This is a genomic window from Haloarcula sp. NS06 (assembly GCF_051122755.1).
GTDB lineage: Archaea > Halobacteriota > Halobacteria > Halobacteriales > Haloarculaceae > Haloarcula.
In genome coordinates this window covers 2182764-2201809 of the sequence record NZ_CP184844.1, presented here as the reverse complement: position 1 = coordinate 2201809, position 19046 = coordinate 2182764, and the positions used below count along the sequence as shown (strand labels likewise).

Here is a 19046-nt window from a genome sequence, read left to right as displayed (position 1 = left end):
TCGGACGCTATTTTGCGTCAAAAAGCTGTCACACAGCTTCAGTTCTCAGTCGCGTCACTCACAGCGGCCGGCGGTGAAACCCCGTGTCCCGGTCCGTCGATATCGATATGTGGATCGAACGACATCGACGGCGGTGTTTCGTCGAGTAGCAGGTGACCGTCGAGGTCGACGTAGTCGAAGGCACCGAGCCCAGCGGCAAGGTGGGCACTCGTCGCAATCCCGGTTGCGCCTTCGAGCATACAGCCGAGCATGCAATCCAGGGAAGCGGACTCAGCGATAGTTGAAATCGCCGCCGCCCCGAGGAGCCCCGACTTCCCGAGTTTGATGTTGATTACGTCAGCAGCCCCGTCGCGAACCACGGTGGTCGCGTCTGCGGGCGTGAATACGGTCTCGTCCGCGGCGACGGGAATCGAAAGTCTGTCGCGGGTCCTCGCGAGACCCCAAATATCGTCCTTCGGCGTCGGCTGTTCGACCAGAGCGAGCTCGACCCCAGCCGCGGTCACCTCGTCAACAAACTGCTCTGTGGCCTTCGGCGTCCAGCCCTGATTTGCGTCCACCGTAATCGTCGCGTCGGGTGCAGCGTCCGCGACCGCAACCGTTCGGGCAACGTCGTCGTCGATGACCTCGCCGGTCTTGACCTTGATGTGGTCGAAGCCCGCGGCCGCGGCACGCGTGGCTTGTTCGGCTGCCGCGTCGGGTGTGACTATCGGAACGGTGATATCCGTCCTAACGGGCGTCGGCGCACCACCGAACAGCTCCGAGAGCGGGATGCCGCGGTCGCGACAGTAGGCGTCGAGGAGGGCTGTCTCGACAGCGAACAGTGCCGAAACCGCTCCGGGCACTGCGGCTCGCAGGTCGCTGATGAGTTTGCGGTAATCGGCGAGGATTGCCCCCTCAAGCATCGATGTTACCGACCGAGCAGTCGCCACGGCGGCCGCCTGCGTCTCGCCGGTCACCGGCGGTAACGGGGACCCCTCTCCATGGCCAATGACACCGGAGTCAGTCTCCACTGCGACGACTATGTTCCGTGCTTTCTCTCGGGTTCCGAGTGAGATTTCGAACGGCTCGCGGAGTTCGTGGTCAAGCGGTTCAACGGAGACGCGGTCGATACGAGTCATAGCGCCTCCAGAACGGCCGCGAGGAGTTTCTCCGGGCCATCATCGTCGTAGATGTTCGCCGCCGGAAGCCCTGTTCTGGCGGTTTCCGCCTCCGGGTCCCCCCATGTGGAAAGCGCTCCGACTGTCGCCTCTGTGAGGTCGGTAATCGCGCGGCGTTCGGCCTCGACCCCGGCGACCGTGAGGTCGTCAAAGTGGGACCGTGCCTCTCGGGAGGGGTCGTCGGCCAACACGACTGCATCGGGGGCCGCTCCGTGGAGCAACCCAAGCGTCACGCCGCCGTATGCGGTGTGCGTGAGGGCAGCCTGTCCTTCGACGAACACGATATCGTGGTCCGCTGCGACATCAAGCACCATGTCCTCGACGACGCCCGAGACGAAATCGGCCGGAACGCGGTCGATGACGACACCGCGGTCCGCGCCGACGAGGATGCCGGTCTGTCCCGTCGCGACCCAGCCGGCGTCGAGTCCGGCCTCAGTCGCCGCCCGGTACAGTTCGAAGGTCGTCGTTCGCTTCCCGACCGCACAGTCGGTTCCCATCGTCAGGACGACATCTGCGTCGGCCTCGTCCCCGCGACCATCACCAAGAGTCAGGTCGGATACGGACGGGGGTTTTCGGACATCAACGAGGTCGACACCGTGTTGCTGGGCGCGCTCAGTCCAGGCTGGGCGCTCACTCAAGAAAACGTGCAGGCCGGAGACAACGTCACAGCCGCGCTCCATCGCGCGCTGGATGGCCTCGACCCAGGCCTCGGGGAGGTCACCGCCAGCGGGCGCGACACCAATGACAAGAACGGCCGCATCTGGCGCTCGATTCAGTGCTTCGGTGACGGTCTCGACGACCGGAACGTCGTCAGCAGCCGACCAATCAAGAGCCGCGCCAGCGTGGGGACTCTGACACGTCGAGTCCACGACGGCCTGGGCATCGAACAGCTCTCCGTGCATAACGATACCGTTGGCCGTCTTGCCTTCCGGTTGTCCGAACTCCCCCTCTGCGAGCACAACAGCGGGCGTGCCTTCGTCGTATTTTCGCCGCAAGTCCATACTGCTATGCAGTGCGGGCGTGACTGACAAACCAGAGCCTTACATGTGTGGCTCTCGGTGACATCAATTGAGAACGACCACTCGTGATGAAGGCAAACACAGGCGAGCGCGATCACGTCGAAGAACCCATGGAAAACAATGGGTGCTGACGGCTCCGATATGACCGCTGCTTCGTCCAGCAGCGGGCTCCAGTTGACGCTCGAACTGGAACACCCCGACTGCTGGATGCGGGAAGTGACGGCGGCCACTGCAGCCAGACTGCTGGTCAACGCTGCGTACTTAGTCGACGGGAAGGTCAAGGCCCACGTCGTTGCATACGCTGAGTCAGCGGCCACGGTCGAGGCGCTCGTTGCGGCGACCCGGGCGTCCGACCACACCCACGCAGTCACGGAAATGGATACCCGTCGTAGCTTCGGCGGAATATCGGCACCGGTAAACAAAGCAACGCGCACGCTTCTTGTCGAATACGGCCCGGAAGAGAGCATCCACGACGCGCTGGTCTCACACGGGTTCATGAATCAGGAGCCGATCCGAATACGTGACGGGACCGAGTACTGGACGGTCGCTATCGACGAATCACGGGCGACGATACAGGAGAAACTCGACGCCGTGTGCGCAGAGAAAGACGCGACGATAACCGTGACACAGATTACGTCCGCGACTACTGGAAGCAGGGAATCCGATGGATTGGCTGTCCGGCAGCTTTCCGACAAGCAGCGCGAAGTGTTCGAACTGGCCCGCAACCGCGGCTATTACGACTACCCGAGAGAAGTAAGCGGGAGCGAGCTGGCCGACGAGCTTGGTGTCGCGAAGACGACGTTTCACGAACACCTCCGGAAAGTCGAGGCCACACTTCTCGGTCCCAGCGGTGCTGACCGGGACTGATGGCAGCACAGCGTCTCGGCCCGTGTTTCTATTTGTCGCGTCCGTGGTCACAGAGCCAGCGTCTCATATTTGCACCTAGAATACAACTACAGGTGCGACCGAGCGCTACTGGACCCCGAGTTCCGACTCCAGTTCCTCGACGACGTCTTGCAGCATCGATGCGAGTTCCTCGTTCGGTGGCAGCCGATACAGTGGACCGGAGATATCGAGCGCGCCGAGAACGCCGCCGTGTGGGGCAGTAACCGGCACACCGACTGACCGAAGCCCCTCGACTGCCTCCTGATCGTTCACCGAATAGCCGCGCTCTTCCGTGCGGGCGATGTCTTCCAGAAGCGCTTCTCGGTCGGTGACCGTGTACTCTGTCTCAGCGGGCAGTCCCCATCGGTCGAGAATTTCGTTGACTCGGGTCTCCGGCAACCCGGCGAGAATCGCCTTCCCGACTGCTGAGTTGTGCAAGTAGTAGTACCGTCCCACCTGGAACCCTTTCGAGGGGACGTTAGCGACGACGTTGAACAGCGTTATCGCACGCCCGTACTCTTCGACAGCGAACGTGACCTCCTCACCGCAACTATCCGCGAGTTCGTGTGTTTTGCGACGGGCGACCTCGTACCACTCATTGCGGGTTCGAGCGCCCTCCCCAAGGTGGAACAGCTTCATGCCGAGTCGGTACTGTTCACCTCGTTTGACCAGATACTCCTGGTCCAAGAGTGTCTTGAGGTGGACGTGAATGGTGCTCGTCGAGAGGTCCAGCCGGTCCGCAAGCTCACTCATTCGAGCCTCCCCCATCTCGTTTACCGCATCGATGATTGCGAGGGAGGTTTCGGTCGTCTGGAGACGACGACCGCCAGAACTGTCCATACCACTGTGGACTTGATCATGGTATAAAAAAGTCCGGTCATAGTGGAATAGATACCGTGGAGATTATATCTTATTCCGATAGCTGATAGCTATTCAATTACCAGAAATTATATTTTTCAGAATATCTATCTGAAATTAGTTCTATCGCTTGAGTTCGGGCTATATACAGGGTTACTACACTGCTCAAATTCCGATAGAAGTGGACTTTTATATAGCTACAGCAACCATGACAAGAGAAGCCTTTACCAGAGACGGCTCCGGTGATTTGTTACCGGAGAGATAGTTATTATCATGAACTTTTGCGTGTGTATTTGACGAGGCACAGAATGCATGTCAGACACGGATAGTGGCGATGGGACAGAGATCGAAGAGATCTCCGGCCCGGATGTCGAAGCAATCGAGTTTTACGGTGGACGGTGGATGAGTGTCGTTCCCATAGGGCTGTTTATCCTGTGGGCGATTGTCCAGAGTGGTCTGTTCGGTATCGGGGATACGACTGGGCTTGTCGCGGGAATGCTCGTGGCGCTCATCGTCGGGATGTTCTTCGCCAAAGGAGACTGGAAGAACTACGCGAACACCATCTTCGATGGGATGACGAAGCGGGTCGCCGCGACAGCAGTGGTCGCGTGGCTCTGGGCAGGAATGTTCTCGAACACGCTCCAGGCAGGTGGCTTCGTCGGCGGGCTCGTTTGGGCAGCGAACGCGGCCGAGGTCGGGGGCGCGCTGTTCCCCGCCGCCACCTTCATCCTCGCAGCGCTTTTTACGACCGGAATCGGAACCGGCTACGGAGCGGCAGTCGCCTTCTCGGCGCTTTTCTTCCCGGCCGGTATCCTGCTCGGTGCGAACCCGGTGTTGCTGTTCGGGGCAATTCTCTCCGGGGCCGTCTTCGGGGACAACCTCGCGCCGGTCAGCGATACGACGATTGTCAGCGCAGTGACGCAAGACGCTGATATCGGCGGGGTCGTCGCCTCGCGGTTCAAGTACGCCGTTATTGCGGCGGTACTGGCGCTTGCGGCGTACGTCTTTGCCGGAAACGCGATGCCCGGGCTGGACATCTCCCAGCAGGCACAGGACCTGTTCGTCCAGAACAGCGAACCAGCGGGACTGCTGCACCTCATTTCCATGCTCGTCGTCATCGTGACGGCGGTCATGGGCCGACACATTGTCGAAGCCATTTCGTGGGGACTCATCGTTGCGGTTGTCTTCAACGTCGTCTTCGGTCTCGCACCGCTGAGTGACGTGTTGCTGTTCAAAGTTCCCGAAACGTCAGCAGCCGCAAGTTGGGCCGGCTCGCTTCCCATCGCGGAAGTGGTCGCGGCCGAAAACGCCGGCGTCACCGGGTCCATCTACAACGGTGCAGCCGGGTTCTTCCCGCTTATCGTTCTCGTCTTGCTCATCGTCGCCGGGTCTGAGATCATGATCCGTGGCGGTGGCTTCGAAGCGATACAGGAATGGCTGCTTGAAAACGTCGCAACGGGCGTCCGAAAGGCCGAGACGACGATGGTGGTCGGCACCGCCCTCGTTAACTCGATGATCACGATCAACACGGCGGCAGAGATCGCGATTGCGCCGTACATCGCCCGCATTGGCCAGCGGTACAACATCAACAGTTACCGCCGGGCGAATATCCTCGACGCGAACACCTCGGCGCTCGGGTACATCTTCCCGTGGGGCGGCGGTGTCCTCATCGGCTTCGCGACGCTACAGGGCCTCCCCGGACAGTACGAGTGGTTCACCAGCGCGATGGTAGTCAACCCCGTGCAGGTCTGGCCGTACGTCTTCCACGGCTGGTTCCTGTTCGGCGTGTTCCTCCTCTCCGCGCTGACCGGGTTCGGGCTCGAGTACACCACTGACCGCAAATCCAAGGATGTGACCCGTCTATGAGCATGTTTACCAAGTTCCTTACCGGGATGTCGTTCAGGTCGACCACGCCGACGTTCGAGGCGGGCGAAGAGATAGAGGTGTACGTCACCGAACTCGACGAGGAATCCGGCGAGTTGGTCGCACAGGTCGGCGAGACCCGCCTTCACTTCGAAAACGGCGAGGCGGATATCGTCGGCTGTCGTGTGCTCGCAACGGTCGAATCCTTTGACGACGCCGAGCACCGCGGTCGTATCACTCACAAAAAGACGCTGTCTCAGGGGTCGTTCTGACAGTACCACAGAGAGCCAAGAATACGCTGAATCAGTATCGCGCGATCGAATAACCCGATATAATACATTCACAACACTATGAGCAATTCACTATATTCCACAGCACGACAGAACAACCAGACGACTATCGTCCCCAGTACGGACATCGAGGCGGCCGTCGAGATGGCGGACCTCGTTCCGGCCATCGAGGCCGCGTTCGCCGCATACGAAAACGACACGGCGCAGATGCCGCCGAAGTCCTACATCGACCTACCACAGCACAACGGGGACTTCCGGTCGATGCCGGCCTACCTCGAAACAGACGACTGGGAAGCGTCGGGCATCAAGTGGGTGAACGTACACCCGGACAACCCCGACGAGTTCGACCTGCCGACTGTGATGGGGACGCTCGTGTACACGGACCCCGAAAGCGGCTTCCCGGTTGCCGTGATGGACGCCACGACACTGACGATGAAGCGAACCGGTGCGGCCGCCGCCGTGGCGACGGACCATCTCGCCGTCGAGGATGCGTCCTCGCTCGGCATCATCGGCGCCGGCGTCCAGTCGTACACGCAACTGGAGGCCATTTCCCAGGTGCGACCGATCGAGTCCGTCATCGTCAGCGACCTCGACGACGACCGTGTCCAGCGGTTCATCGACACCTTCGGCGACGAGTTCGATGTGCGAGCAGGCACAATTTCCGAGGCCGGACATTGTGATGTCTTGTCGACAGTCACGCCAGTCGAAGACCCCATCGTCACGCTCGAGGACCTCGGGGAGCACACCCACGTCAACGCTATGGGTGCCGACGCTGAAGGGAAGCAGGAACTCCACACCGAGGTCATCCGCGAGGCGACGCTCGTCATCGACGACTTCGAGCAAACGACCCACTCCGGCGAAATAAACGTCCCATGGAGCACGGGCGAAATCGACGAGTCGGATATCGACGCCGAACTCGGCGAGATTGTCGTCGGGAACGCGTCCGGCCGTGAGGACCTGTCCGGGATTACGGTCTTCGACTCGACCGGCCTCGCGATTCAGGACATCGCTGCCGCACGTATCGTGTACGAATCGCTCGGTGACGACAGCGGACACCGCCTCGAAATGGTGTAATCCCGGCGGTTCACAGCGTCACTTGGTCGTTCATTCATCGCTACTGAGTGCCGCAGTGTCGATGTGGCACACAGTTGCGGCCCGAGACATTTGTATGGGCCCTGCGATGAGCGGGTATGCGACGCGTCATTATTGACACGGATACCGCGGGCGACGACACACAGGCGATTCTTCTTTCCTGTCTCAGTGATCGAATTACCGTCGAAGCGGTCACGGTCGTCGCCGGCAACGTGCCCTTCGACAGGGAGGTCGAGAACGCGAAGTACACGCTCGATATCGCCGATTCCCTCGACGTGCCCGTCTACGAAGGGGCGAGACAGCCGCTTCTCAAGGAGTTCGAACACGCGGAGTATATCCACGGCGAAGACGGCCTCGGCGGGGACCTGTTCCCCGAAACGGACATCGAATCAGCGGCGGGCTTTGGCCCCGACGAGATTGTCGACCGCTGTCGAGCGGCTCCGGGTGAAATCACGCTGCTCTGTATCGGCCCGCTGACCAATCTGGCGCTGGCGTACGCCCGCGAGCCTGACCTTCCGGACCTTGTCGATGAGGTGTGGGTGATGGGCGGGAACGTCAACTGTGAGGGGAACATCACCCCCGCCGCGGAATTCAATCTGTGGGTCGACCCCGACGCTGCCAAACGCGTGTTCGACGCCTTCGAGGTAACACTCGTCGACTGGGGCGTGTGTCTTCGAGACGCGGTGTTCGGCTCGCCCGAGTTTGAGGCGGTATCGGCGTTCGACACTGAACTGGCGTCGTTCTTCGAGTCGGTAACCAGGCAGGCCCGAGCGTTCAACAGCGAGGGCCACGACGGCCCCGGATGGACAGCACTCCCGGACAGTGTCACCGCCGCGCTGCTGGCGTACCCGGAACTCCGCGAGGCGGTGTCGACGTATCACGTCGCGGTGGACGACCGCGACGGGCTCACCCGCGGGTACACCAGCGTCGACGTCAACGGTGTGACCGATGGTGAACCGAACACCCACGTCGTGGAGTCCGTCGACAGCGACGCCTTCCAGTCGGTCATGTACTCGCTGCTCCAGTCCCGAGACCCTGACAGCGGCATCGCCGAGTGAGTCAGGAGCGGCGTCGAAGACGATAGTAGCGAACGGTGTGTCGTAATTGCCGCTGTGCGAGACTGTGGCGCCAGTCCTGTTGCCGCGTGTTGTCCTTGGTTTTTACTGGGGGCCGGCGAGATGTCAGGGTATGACGCTTACAGACCGTCTCGATCAGTACCTCCGGACAGCAGGGCTCGAAGCCGTCTGGTTCGCCCGACCCAACTCCTTCGCGTGGCTCACGGGAGGTGGCGACAATGTCGTCGACCGAGAGGGCGACATCGGCGTCGCTGCCGCGGGCTACGACGGGGACAAGGTACGGGTCGTCGCCAATAACATCGAGGCGCCACGGCTTCGTGACGAGGAACTGGACGGCGATGTGACCGTGGAGACGTTCGACTGGCACGTGGAGTCGCTGGCCGAAGCCGTCGCTGAAGCGAGCCCGGGCCCGGCGGCGGCGGACTTCGATGTCCCCGGCTTCGAATCAGTCGACGCCACGCAACTCCGACAGCCGCTGACCGAGACCCAGATCAAGCAATGTCGTGACCTCGCGCGAGACACGACTGAAGCAGTCGAGGCTGTCGCACGGAACGTCGAGCCCTCACATACCGAACTCGATGTGACCGCGGTGCTTCGACAGAAGCTCGAAGGCCGGGGCATCGCCACGCCCGTCGTGCTCGTCGGTAGCGCCGAGCGAGCGCAATCCTATCGCCATTACACTCCGACTGACACTGAACTCGGGGACTATGCGCTCGTGTCGGTGACCGTCGAGCGGAACGGCCTCCACGTCAGCGCCACCCGGGCGGTCGCGTTCGACCCGCCGGAGTGGCTCATCGAGCGAACCCGCAAAGCCGCCCGAGTCGAGACCACTGCGCTGGCCGCGACACAGGCAGCCGGCCGGGGTGGCGGCACAGCGGGCGACGTGTTCGACGCGATTCAGGACGCCTACGCCGAGGTCGGCTGGGAAGGCGAGTGGCAGAACCATCACCAAGGCGGCGCAACGGGCTTCGCCGGCCGCGAGTGGATCGCCACGCCCGGACACGAGGGCGAGGTCACGCTGCCACACGGGTACGCCTGGAACCCGACTATCGACGGGACGAAGAGTGAGGACACGTATCTCGTCTCTGATGACGACATCGAACTGCTGTCCGGGACCGGCGACTGGCCGACCGAGATGGTCTCGGCGGTCGGCTACGACCTCGAACTCCCGCGACACACGGTGCTAGAGTTGTAGCGGTACTGGGACCGCCGTTACTCGGTAAGGTTGAGCAGTTTACAACGGGTGTTGTACGAACCCGTGGATTTAACCGACGCGTCAGGCTACCTCTCTGTATGACCGCAGAGCGCGCCTGGTGGAAGGAAGCAGTCGTCTACCAGATCTATCCCCGGAGCTTCAATGACAGCGATGGCGATGGTATCGGTGATTTGCAGGGCATCATCGATCGCCTGGATTACGTCGCCAACCTCGGCATCGATGTCATCTGGCTTAACCCGGTGTATGACTCCCCGCAGAAGGACAATGGCTACGATATCAGCGATTATCAGGCCATCTACGACGAGTTCGGGACAATGGCCGACTGGGAAACGCTGGTCGAGGAGGTCCACGACCGGGACATGCGGCTCGTCATGGACCTCGTCGTCAATCACACCTCAGACCAGCACGAGTGGTTTCGCAAATCCCGCCAGCGCGACCCGGAGTACGAGGACTACTACATCTGGCGTGAAGGCGGGACAGACGAGGACGGCGACCCCGTACCGCCGAACAACTGGGAGTCCTTCTTCGGAGGCTCCGCCTGGGAGTACGACGAGGAGCGCGGCGAGTTCTTCCTTCACCTGTATGACACCTCGCAACCGGACCTGAACTGGCGCAACGACGGCGTCCGACAGGACATCTTCGACACCATCGAGTGGTGGCTGGAGAAGGGTATCGACGGCTTCCGGATGGATGTAATCAACCTCCTGTCGAAAGTCGAAGGGTTGCCCGACGGCGACCCGGACAGCGAGTGGGTCGGCGCCGAGCATTTCATCGACGGTCCGGAGATGCTGTCGTATCTGACGGCGTTGGACGAGAAAGTGCTATCGAACTATGACGTGATGACCGTCGGGGAGATGCCACAGCTCACCGTCGAATCGGCTCTCGAGTACGCCGACACAGATGGCCCGCTGGATATGGCGTTTCACTTCCAGCACACGAAACTCGATTACGCTGACGGCGAGCGGTGGTCGGTCGGCGACTGGAGCCTGCCGGAACTGAAGCGTATCATCGACCGCTGGCAGGACGGGTTGGCGGCGGACGGCTGGAACACGTTGTACTGGGAGAATCACGACCAGCCGCGGAGCGTTTCCCGCTACGGCGACCCCGAAAACTACCGCCGGGAATCGGCGAAGCTACTTGGAACGTTCATCCTCACGCTCCGTGGCACGCCATACATCTATCAGGGCCAGGAACTCGGGATGACTAACGCCGACTGGGAGACGATGGACGACCTCCGCGACGTGGACGCTATTAACCATGCACGAGAGCTACTTGATCAAGAGGGCGTCGAGGAGTACGATGACGTGAAAGATATCGTCGGCTATCGGACCCGCGACAACGCACGGACGCCGATGCAGTGGGACGACTCGAAAAACGCCGGTTTCACCGACGGTGACCCCTGGATCCAGGTCAATCCGAACTACAGAGATATCAACGCCGCCGACCAGCAAGCCGACGGGGAGTCCGTCTACAACTACTACCGACGACTCATCCAGTTACGCTCCGACAGAGACGTGCTGGTGTACGGGGACTACACCGACCTGCTCCCCGACCACGAAACCGTCTTCGCCTTCACGCGGTCGCTATCGACGGACTCAGGAACCGAGCGGGTTCTCGTCGTCCTGCACTTCGACGACGTGACGGAGACCGTCGACCTCCCGGTCGAGTACGCCGATGCGACGCTGGTCGAGGGCAACTACGACTGCGACGACACGGACCCGGGAACGGTGACACTCGCACCGTACGAGGCTCGCGTCTACGAGCTATTCGACTGATAACTTCCTCTCTTCCTGAATCCCACTGCAAAGGTCGTCGCGAGGCACAGATTGAAGGCTCGCCCGTCACCAGCACGGGGTATGTATCTTGCCGACGAGACCTGGCCGGACCTCGGCGACTATTTCGAGACGGAGTCGCTCGCGCTCGTGCCGCTTGGGTCGACCGAACAGCATGGCCCGCATCTCCCGCTGGCGACGGACCACCTCATTGGGGAAGCGTTCGCCCGGGAAGCCGCCGATAGGACTGGCTACCTCTGCACCCCGACGATCAACGTCGGCGTGAGCCCCCATCACAGGCAGTTCAACGGGACGATGTGGGTCGACGCGCCGGTGTTTCGTGACTACGTCGAGTCGTTCACCCGGAACCTTGCATACCACGGCATCGACCGGGTCATCTACGTGAACGCTCACGGCGGGAATATCGAGCACCTCAGAGAGGTCGGCCGCCGGCTCCGGGACGACGAAGTGCTGTACGCTATCGAGTGGATGTGGGACGAGAGCATCCCGGACCTCGTGGATGACCTGTTCGAGCAGAACGGGCCACACGGCGGGCCGAAAGAGACGGCCATGATTCAACACCTGCGCTCCGAACTGGTCCATGACGACCGCCTCGAAGACGCACGGGACGGCGGGATTCCAAGCGTCGAGGCGGCGGAGACAAAGAAATACGGCTCGCGGACCTTCTATGACGCCGCTGATAACACCGACAACGGCGTTCTGGGCGACCAGACGGACGCGACGGCCGAGAAGGGCGCGGAGATGTTCGAGGCCGCGACCGAACAGCTCGTCAGGCTCTGTGAGTGGCTGGACGCGCAGGCGTTCGATGACCTGCTGCCGGAGCCACACGTCTAAGCCGGACACAGCAGGAGCGAATTCCGGCGCTCACTTTGCGGGTGGATTTTTGCGACAGGCGGGTGTACGGAACGTATGGTCCCCCTCCTGTTTCCCGGTATGCCCGGTGCTGTCGAACTGGTTATCCTCCTCATCATGATGGGTATCTTCCTCATCATCCCCATCGCACTCATCGTCGCCGCGTACCTGTTCGGGAAGCGCCGCGGCAGGGCCGAAGCGAGTGACCGCCCCGAATCCTGACCAATCGCCAGACGGCGGCCAATCGGCGCGTTACGGCCCTCTCGCCGCGAATCGACTCGTTTATCGGTCCCACCCTATGAGGAGGATGTGTGTCCCCACCGAGTCCCCACCCGGAGTCGCTTCGTAGCCGAGCGTTCGAAATAACGGTCGATGACGGGCGAGAGACCTTCAACGCGCTCAGCATTGAGCACGCCGACTGTGAGACGGAGTGGATTATCTCCGACACGGTGTACGCGCTCGAAAATATGCGGTAATTGGTCGCAAGCTGTTGTGTTGTGACGCTACGGTAGCGGACCGTGCTGCGTCGGACCGTTGACGCCGCTGTGTCCGTATAGGCACCTCTTCTTGTGAGTCACGTCGCTGAGAGCCGCCGCCAGACTGGCATGAACACGCCGTAGAACGAGCCAAAGAACAAGACGACGGCCACGATAGCTAACTCGCGCCCCTCTACGCTGAATACATCGTACAGAGTTCGGAGTACGATGATTACCCCGAATCCCCAGATAGCGAATGCGGTTCGCTCTTTCCAGGATAGCCCACCACTATGGAACACACGCTGTCTCCGCAACAAACGGTATCAAACCCTGCGGTTCAAACATGATGGCGGAGTGCCACGCAGACAGCAGGTGCCAGACGGGCAATGTCGTCGGATGGACCGCTGCTGGACCAGCTAGTGTGGCCATCTTTGGCCAGACAAAAGTCCGCTACCCAGCTTACTCAGTCGGAACGGGACCGGTCCCGATGACGTCTCGGACCGCGTTCTCGAACTCATGGCGGTCGGAGAAATACGGCACGCCGACATCCTCAAGCACCGTTGCCAGTTCCTGCGGGCCGTCGGGCGTCCGAATCGTCGTGTCACCTTCGCGGTCGACGATGGTGCTGTGTTCGATGCCCCAGGTGAGCCGGGCCGAGACGCGGGACAGCGGCGCACCGGCAACGTCGGGTCCGTCACCGAGTTCGACAGCCGGCTCCTCCGCGTCCTCGCTTTCGTCGTCGCTCATACTCGGACAGTGCCCGTGGGTCCGATTAGTGCTTTCGGAACGGCTCGCGTACCTATCGGACTGCGTACGCGCGTGCCCGCGTCATGCATCTGTCTGACGGGTAGTTTTATCTGATGTAGCAGTAGTGTACTGCATGACTAGTCTCACCGACGTGTACGAAGGGGAGGTTGGACGCGTCGCATCGCGTCGCCAGCAACTCGTCGGGACGGCTCTGTTTCTCGTTGGTGTTGCCGGACTCGTCGGGGCAATCGCGCTCGCAACGACCGCCGTCGGAAACAGATACGGACTGGACGCCTACGCAGCCAGGCGAGTCGCCGGCATCATCGCCGGGCTCGGGCTGCCGTCGGTTATTCTCGGCGTGTTCGCGGTGTTGCCGGCCAGTCGTCGGATCCGGTTGACCGCGCTCGGCGGAACGGGTGTCGCGGCGGCCGGCGTCGGCCTGTTCCGGTCGCTGTACCCCTACAGCTGGACCAGCAGCGACCCGCTGCTGGCACTGCTTACCGGCGTTGTCTATTTCGCTGGTATCGTAACGACGTTCTGGTGCCTGTTCGCGTCGCTTGCGACGTTCAAGACGCGAAACGACCCCGGCGGGACGGCACGCATGGAAGTTACCGAGGAAGGGACAATTCGCCTCGTTGAGGAAGCACGAACGCTCCCGGGGCTGGGCGGCATCGGGTTTTTCGGACAGGACCCAGACGGCACGGTTGAGACGCAGACGAATCGACCGGGGGCAGGTACAGAGGGCGCTGTCAGCGATGGCGGGACCGGACAGCATTCGGGCGACACGCGCACGGCCGACAGCCGCCGTCGGCAACCGACGAGAGACACGCAGTCTGACCGCAGCACGCGGTCTTCACCACAGTCAGATAGCGGTACAGCGACGGAGCGACGATCAGGCCGTCAGGCGAACAGTCGTTCGAGCACCGGTCAGCAAAACACCGCGTCGAGTGGACCGGACCAGACCGGCCCCTCTGAGAACGCACTCGACCCAAGGATTGCTGAGGCAGGCCCGGAAGCATCGCCGTCGACCGACGGCGGGGCGGCGACAACGGGACGCGACGCGATTACCGAGACGGCGGTCCATCAGGGCGAACCGGACACCTACTGCGGGAACTGCCGGCACTTCGAATACGTGATGCAGGACGGCGACATTGAGCCGTACTGTTCGTTCCACGGCGAGGTCATGGACGACATGGAAGCCTGCTCGGCGTGGGTTCGCAACGACTGAGACGGTCGACACGCCGATTTTGCTGTTCGTTCTGCACTACACGGCAACACGGAGAGAGAACGGCCCGGTCGAAACCGGGTGTTTAACACGGTCGGCAAGCAAACGGTGGTACTACAATGGAGTTTTGCGACGAATGCGGTTCGATGATGAAAACGGACGACGAGCGCTGGGTCTGCGGTAGCTGCGGCTACGAGAAGGCTCGAAACGCCGAGACCGAACAGGAGATGGCTGTCACCACGCAGGGTCAGGAGGAGTCGGAAGTCGTCGACACCTCCGAGGTCGATGCCGAAGACATGGGGCCGACGACGGGCGCTCGCTGTCCCGAATGTGGGAACGAGCGGGCCTTCTACGAGATGAAGCAGATCCGCGCGGCCGACGAATCCGAGACGCGCTTTTTCACCTGCACCGAGTGCGAACACAAGTGGCGAGAGGACGACCACTGAGGCCAGCCCGTGCCCACTGACCCCGCGTACCCGGACGTGCCGACCGACCAGTTGCGCGATGGTGGCTGGAAGCTCGTCGACGAGAGCGTCGAAACAGTCTTTCAATTACCAACGGCCCGCGTCGAAGGGGCGACGAAGGTGTACGATGCTGCCGAGACGCGTGAGGCTGTCCGAGACGCCATCGGGCTTGACCACCAGTGGCGGTTCTTCTTCGCGACCGCACTGTCGTTTACCCCGCCGCTTGCGCCGGGTATCGGCCCGGCGATGATTCTCCCGACGGTCCGCTCGGAGGCCCAGTCGGCTTTCGCCGATGAACTGGCCGACAGGGGGTTCGAATCCATCGAACGGGGGCGGAGAGAACGAGTCCGCGTGGACAGCGGCGACCGGGCGCGGCTCCGGACCTACAGCGCCGAACTCGATCTCGAAGCGACCGACGCGACGCTGTCGATTACCGGCTGGGTCGGCGTCTGGCACAGCGACGGGTTCCGGATCGCCGCTGGAGCGTATCCCGACCGGTCGCTGGCGACACTTTTGAATGTGGAAAATCCGCCTGAACCGCTGCGGCGGACGCCGTCGGACTACCGGACCGAACTGCTTTCCCTCATTCGCGCCGTGGCGTAATCGCCAAGAGCGCGCCGTCAAGGAACAGTTGGATCGGCCCGAGACCGAGTCGCTTCGCGAGCGAACTCGGCACGGCGTCCGCACCGAGGCGGGCGACGGGCGCTCCGCGAACGCGGATTTCAGCCGTCAGTCCGGCAGCAGCCAGCGCCGTGGCGGCGTCCCGTCCCTCGACCAGCCGATCCCGCCAGAGATCGAGCGCCGCCCCGAACGACGGCAGGTCGACAGCGACGAGATCGTCGTATCCGCGGACGGTGAACGCGACCCCGTCCCGCTCGACGGTCAGGTCGGCGTCGACGAGGAGGTCCGGTTTTCGCTCGATCAGGTCGAACAGATCACCGACCGCCTTCGCCGTGGTGACCACTGTCAGTCGTTATCGCGTGTCGTGATAGTCAGCGTGCCATCGACCCGCCAGCGAGCGTGGTCGGCGTCATCGCCGGCCTTGCTTGGGACATCGACTTCCATGTCATCGAAGTCGTACGTTATTTCAGCGTTGCGTCCAGTCAGACGGTCGTAGAGCCCGATTGCGAGGTCTGGCCAGGTTGTCGTCTCCATCGGCGTTTCTGATTCGCTCATGCAGTATCCCATACGTACTCATACATGTTTAAAGCCGACCCCAACAACAGGGGTCTGGCAGAACTGACAGGCACTGTCAGGGACGCCGCGCGAACGTCAGATAGCCAGTGTGGCCAACGCCGCCGGTCGAAGGGCGCGAACCGCGGTCGTCGAAGTCCATCTCCCGCTGGATGGTGTCGAGCGTCTCAACGCCGTCAAGGCCGACCTCGGTGGCCGTCGCGACGACCTCGCGCGTGTTCTCCACGAACGGCGAGTACACTGCCAGCGACCCGCCGCGGTCCAGCAGCGTGGGCGTTCGCTCGACGACAGTGGGCGCGTCTTCGGTGTCAAGCGTCAGCACGTCAAAGCCCGAAAGGTCGTCGAGGTCATCGGTGATGTCGCCGGTCCGGACATCGACAGTGTCCGCAACGCCGGCGATTTCCATGTTCTGTCGCGCTACCTCGGCGAACTCCGGGTCCTGCTCATAAGTAACCACGTCAGCGCCAATGCGACCCATGTACGCGCTGAGGATGCCGGTCCCGGTGCCGGCATCGAGAACGCGATCTGCCGCTGCCACGCCGGTCTTGCCGACGACTAGCCCCACGTCACGAGGCATCATCGGCGCGCCGGTGCGTTCGAGGTGGGTAAACAGGTCCGGACCACGCAGTCGGCGGACGGTGAAGCCGGTGCCCAGATGCGTCTCGACGACATCGCCCGGTTCCACGTCCTCAGGCACTTCCAGAATGCCGAGGTCGGATTCGAACCGCTCGCCGGGGTCCAGCAGGTACTCGCGGTCTTCGTGGACGAAGAGGTACGCCACGTTACTCCAGTTCGTCGACCGCGTCCGCGAGGTCGCCGTCGTTGGCTTCGAGCGCCTCTCGCGCGGTATCTTCGTCGACGCCGGCCCGCATCGCGACAAGTTCGACGTCGTCCTCGTCGACGCCGTCGTCGCTGCTGCTCTCGTCGGCGTCGTCAGCCGCGGCCGAGCCCTCGCCGGAACCGAGTTCGCGGCTCTCGGGATCGCCGACGACCTGATACGTTTTCTGGCCCTGCGCTTCCATGAGCTGGACCTCCGCGTCGTCGAAGACGAGTTCCTCGTCCGGGGTGCGGATAATTACTTCCTGCGCATCGATATCCTCCATGTCGATGCCCATCTGTTCCATCATCTGCTTCATCTTGCGCGGGTTCATCCCGCCGCCTCCGCCAAACATACGTAGGACTGGCGGGGCAGGGCAGAAAAGCGTAGCGACCCGGGCTCGGGCCGACGTTCGTTGCGAGAGCGGCCTGCTGCCCGGACGAAACCGGCACACACCCACGGCTTCGTAACGATTCTAAGGCTCGCCCGTGCATCCCCGCCGTGTCACTGCTGTCTATCTTCGCCACAGCGATTCTCCCAGTCGTCGCCGTCGCTGCGGCCGGCTTTGCGCTCGGCCGGCTGAAAGGCACCGACCCCGACGCGCTCAACACCATCACGGTGTACGTCCTCGCGCCGGCGCTCGTCGTCCACAGCCTGACCACGTCCACGTTGGCCAGCGACACAATTCTGAGCGTCGTCCTCGCCATCGTGCTATTCACCGCCGCGATGCTCCTCCTCGCGGAGGGCGTCGGCCGCCTGACCGGACACTCGGAACCGCTTCTGGGCGCGTTCGTCCTCGTGTCGATCTTCCCCAACACTGGGAACTACGGCATTCCACTGGCGGACTTCGCCTTTGGCGCGACCGGGCGCAGTACGGCTGTCCTCGTGACTGCACTGCAGGGCGTGTTGCTCTACACCGTCGGCATCTACATTGCCGCCCGGGGTAGCGGCGGCAGCCCGCTGTCGGATATGCGCCGCGTGTTCGGTGTGCCACTCATCTACGCCGTCATCGTGGCGCTGGCACTCCGATGGGTCGGCGCGGTGCCGCCGACGGAGTCGACAGTGATGCAGACGCTGGAACTGCTTGGCAACGCGTCGATTCCAGTGATGTTGCTCATTCTGGGCATCCAGCTATCGAACGTCGACGGGGACAGCGATTTCCGGTCCGTCGGTATCGCCAGCGCATTGAAACTCCTGCTGGCTCCGGTGCTCGCGTTCGCCGCGGTGCTTGCGGTCGGATTCCAGAACCAGACGGTCGCGCAGGTGGTCGTACTACTGCTGGCAACGCCGACCGGCGTGACGACAATTATCCTCGTTGGCGCGTTCAGCCACGGGGCAGGAGACCAGTCGCCGGGTGAACTCGTCAGCGCAACGGTGTTTTTGACGACCATCGCAAGTGCGGTAACGGTCACGCTGCTGGTGTGGCTGCTGCAGTCCGGACTGGTGCTGTGACTACTCTTCCCAGTATATCCTAATCTCGTCGGCGGTAATATCGACAAAGTAATTCGAGCCGTTGCTAACCGCGAACTGACCAATCGTCCGTTCAATAGTTCGGCTTGGGCCGCCGACAACTTCCACGGTAATCGTGTATTCGCCGGTCGTACCGATCATCGGGTCATACTCGGCAGACTCGCCAGCAGCCAGCGTCTCCGTCTCATCGAGAACCGTCGTTTCGTCCCGTGTGATGGTGAGTGTGACAGTCTGCTCACTGTCCGTGTCGTTGTCGACAACAAACAGGATCGGGTCGTCGGGGGCGGGCGTTACTGTCGGTGTCGGCGTGTTCTGTGGTGTCTCGCTCACCGGTGCTGTCGACTGTTCCGTTGGCGTCGCTGTGGCTGCCGGTGGCGTTGAGCTGTTCGTCGCTGTGTCGTCACCGGGCGCAACACAGCCGGTGACTGGAGAGAGCGCGAGCGCGGCGAGGAGCGTGCGGCGGCGCATATCGCTCGTCCCGACGGGAGTAGCAAATGCTTTCTGTCATACAAGGTGGTGTCGAGCAGGTCTGGAGAGTGCCAACCCCGAGGT

At 62.2% G+C, this 19046-nt stretch carries 24 protein-coding genes; 14 read left to right on the top strand and 10 right to left on the bottom strand.

The genetic code is table 11. The annotated features are described in order from the left end of the window. Nucleotides 1-38: 38 nt before the first annotated feature. Nucleotides 39-1118, bottom strand: a complete 1080-nt coding sequence (locus ACODNH_RS15270) for a dipeptide epimerase (RefSeq protein ID WP_434530513.1) — start codon at nt 1116-1118, stop codon at nt 39-41. After that, on the bottom strand, nt 1115-2158 hold the full coding sequence (locus tag ACODNH_RS15265) for a DUF1611 domain-containing protein (protein WP_306705613.1): 1044 nt from the start codon (nt 2156-2158) through the stop codon (nt 1115-1117). Before ACODNH_RS15265 ends, ACODNH_RS15270 begins: the two co-directional genes overlap by 4 nt. Nucleotides 2159-2296: 138 nt before the next feature. Between ACODNH_RS15265 and ACODNH_RS15260 the strand changes: the two genes are divergently transcribed. After that, nucleotides 2297-3043, top strand: a complete 747-nt coding sequence (locus ACODNH_RS15260) for a helix-turn-helix domain-containing protein (protein WP_306705610.1) — start codon at nt 2297-2299, stop codon at nt 3041-3043. Nucleotides 3044-3148: 105 nt separating this feature from the next. Here ACODNH_RS15260 and ACODNH_RS15255 read toward each other — a convergent pair whose 3' ends face one another. Continuing rightward, nucleotides 3149-3901, bottom strand: a complete 753-nt coding sequence (locus ACODNH_RS15255; RefSeq protein ID WP_434530512.1) for an IclR family transcriptional regulator — start codon at nt 3899-3901, stop codon at nt 3149-3151. Between the two features lie 330 nt (nt 3902-4231). Between ACODNH_RS15255 and ACODNH_RS15250 the strand changes: the two genes are divergently transcribed. The 9 genes from ACODNH_RS15250 to ACODNH_RS15210 all read left to right on the top strand — a co-directional run bounded on the left by ACODNH_RS15250 (nt 4232) and on the right by ACODNH_RS15210 (nt 12577). Then, a complete protein-coding gene (locus ACODNH_RS15250) occupies nt 4232-5785 on the top strand; it encodes a Na+/H+ antiporter NhaC family protein (protein ID WP_306705606.1) in 1554 nt (517 codons plus the stop codon). Further along, entirely contained in the window at nt 5782-6054 is a 273-nt protein-coding gene (locus tag ACODNH_RS15245) for a DUF7513 family protein (RefSeq protein ID WP_306705604.1), read from the top strand. Before ACODNH_RS15250 ends, ACODNH_RS15245 begins: the two co-directional genes overlap by 4 nt. A gap of 78 nt (nt 6055-6132) precedes the next feature. Further along, nucleotides 6133-7146 (top strand): ornithine cyclodeaminase family protein, encoded by a 1014-nt coding sequence (locus ACODNH_RS15240; protein WP_306705602.1) that lies wholly within the window; start codon nt 6133-6135, stop codon nt 7144-7146. A 116-nt stretch (nt 7147-7262) separates the two neighbouring features. Further along, nucleotides 7263-8222, top strand: a complete 960-nt coding sequence (locus tag ACODNH_RS15235) for a nucleoside hydrolase (protein WP_434530511.1) — start codon at nt 7263-7265, stop codon at nt 8220-8222. A 130-nt stretch (nt 8223-8352) separates the two neighbouring features. Beyond that, nucleotides 8353-9435, top strand: coding sequence for a M24 family metallopeptidase (locus ACODNH_RS15230; RefSeq protein WP_434530510.1), 1083 nt, complete (start codon nt 8353-8355; stop codon nt 9433-9435). Nucleotides 9436-9533: 98 nt separating this feature from the next. Further along, nucleotides 9534-11231, top strand: a complete 1698-nt coding sequence (locus ACODNH_RS15225) for a glycoside hydrolase family 13 protein (protein ID WP_306705596.1) — start codon at nt 9534-9536, stop codon at nt 11229-11231. A gap of 81 nt (nt 11232-11312) precedes the next feature. Beyond that, entirely contained in the window at nt 11313-12083 is a 771-nt protein-coding gene (locus ACODNH_RS15220) for a creatininase family protein (protein WP_306705594.1), read from the top strand. Between the two features lie 75 nt (nt 12084-12158). Further along, nucleotides 12159-12323 (top strand): hypothetical protein, encoded by a 165-nt coding sequence (locus ACODNH_RS15215; RefSeq protein ID WP_306705592.1) that lies wholly within the window; start codon nt 12159-12161, stop codon nt 12321-12323. Between the two features lie 89 nt (nt 12324-12412). Beyond that, entirely contained in the window at nt 12413-12577 is a 165-nt protein-coding gene (locus ACODNH_RS15210; protein ID WP_005535361.1) for a hypothetical protein, read from the top strand. A gap of 98 nt (nt 12578-12675) precedes the next feature. Here the strand turns inward: ACODNH_RS15210 and ACODNH_RS15205 are convergent, their stop codons facing one another. Both ACODNH_RS15205 and ACODNH_RS15200 read right to left on the bottom strand, forming a co-directional pair. Further along, nucleotides 12676-12876 (bottom strand): hypothetical protein, encoded by a 201-nt coding sequence (locus tag ACODNH_RS15205; RefSeq protein ID WP_306705589.1) that lies wholly within the window; start codon nt 12874-12876, stop codon nt 12676-12678. A gap of 160 nt (nt 12877-13036) precedes the next feature. Next, a complete protein-coding gene (locus ACODNH_RS15200; protein WP_306705587.1) occupies nt 13037-13324 on the bottom strand; it encodes a DUF5789 family protein in 288 nt (95 codons plus the stop codon). Between the two features lie 133 nt (nt 13325-13457). On the opposite strand from ACODNH_RS15200, the gene ACODNH_RS15195 reads away from it, so the two are divergent. From ACODNH_RS15195 to ACODNH_RS15185, 3 genes are all read left to right on the top strand, one after another. Continuing rightward, nucleotides 13458-14552, top strand: a complete 1095-nt coding sequence (locus ACODNH_RS15195; RefSeq protein WP_306705586.1) for a DUF7139 domain-containing protein — start codon at nt 13458-13460, stop codon at nt 14550-14552. Between the two features lie 116 nt (nt 14553-14668). Then, nucleotides 14669-14995 (top strand): transcription factor S, encoded by a 327-nt coding sequence (locus tag ACODNH_RS15190; protein ID WP_005535365.1) that lies wholly within the window; start codon nt 14669-14671, stop codon nt 14993-14995. A gap of 9 nt (nt 14996-15004) precedes the next feature. After that, entirely contained in the window at nt 15005-15616 is a 612-nt protein-coding gene (locus ACODNH_RS15185) for a hypothetical protein (protein WP_306705584.1), read from the top strand. Here the strand turns inward: ACODNH_RS15185 and ACODNH_RS15180 are convergent. The 4 genes from ACODNH_RS15180 to ACODNH_RS15165 all read right to left on the bottom strand — a co-directional run bounded on the left by ACODNH_RS15180 (nt 15597) and on the right by ACODNH_RS15165 (nt 17379). Then, nucleotides 15597-15977: a hypothetical protein gene (locus ACODNH_RS15180; RefSeq protein ID WP_306705581.1), complete on the bottom strand. Its 381-nt coding sequence runs from the start codon at nt 15975-15977 to the stop codon at nt 15597-15599. The two genes, ACODNH_RS15185 and ACODNH_RS15180, sit on opposite strands and share 20 nt — an antisense overlap. A 2-nt stretch (nt 15978-15979) precedes the next feature. After that, entirely contained in the window at nt 15980-16189 is a 210-nt protein-coding gene (locus ACODNH_RS15175; protein ID WP_306705579.1) for a hypothetical protein, read from the bottom strand. A 76-nt stretch (nt 16190-16265) separates the two neighbouring features. Further along, nucleotides 16266-16988 carry a methyltransferase domain-containing protein gene (locus ACODNH_RS15170; RefSeq protein WP_306705578.1) on the bottom strand — a complete coding sequence of 241 codons (723 nt, stop codon included), beginning with the start codon at nt 16986-16988 and terminating at the stop codon, nt 16266-16268. Between the two features lies 1 nt (nt 16989). Further along, nucleotides 16990-17379: a nascent polypeptide-associated complex protein gene (locus ACODNH_RS15165; protein WP_306705576.1), complete on the bottom strand. Its 390-nt coding sequence runs from the start codon at nt 17377-17379 to the stop codon at nt 16990-16992. A 146-nt stretch (nt 17380-17525) separates the two neighbouring features. Between ACODNH_RS15165 and ACODNH_RS15160 the strand changes: the two genes are divergently transcribed. Then, nucleotides 17526-18476, top strand: a complete 951-nt coding sequence (locus tag ACODNH_RS15160; protein WP_306705573.1) for an AEC family transporter — start codon at nt 17526-17528, stop codon at nt 18474-18476. Here the strand turns inward: ACODNH_RS15160 and ACODNH_RS15155 are convergent, their stop codons facing one another. After that, complete coding sequence (locus tag ACODNH_RS15155) at nt 18477-18962, bottom strand: hypothetical protein (RefSeq protein WP_306705571.1); 486 nt, start codon at nt 18960-18962, stop codon at nt 18477-18479. Nucleotides 18963-19046 lie beyond the last annotated feature (84 nt).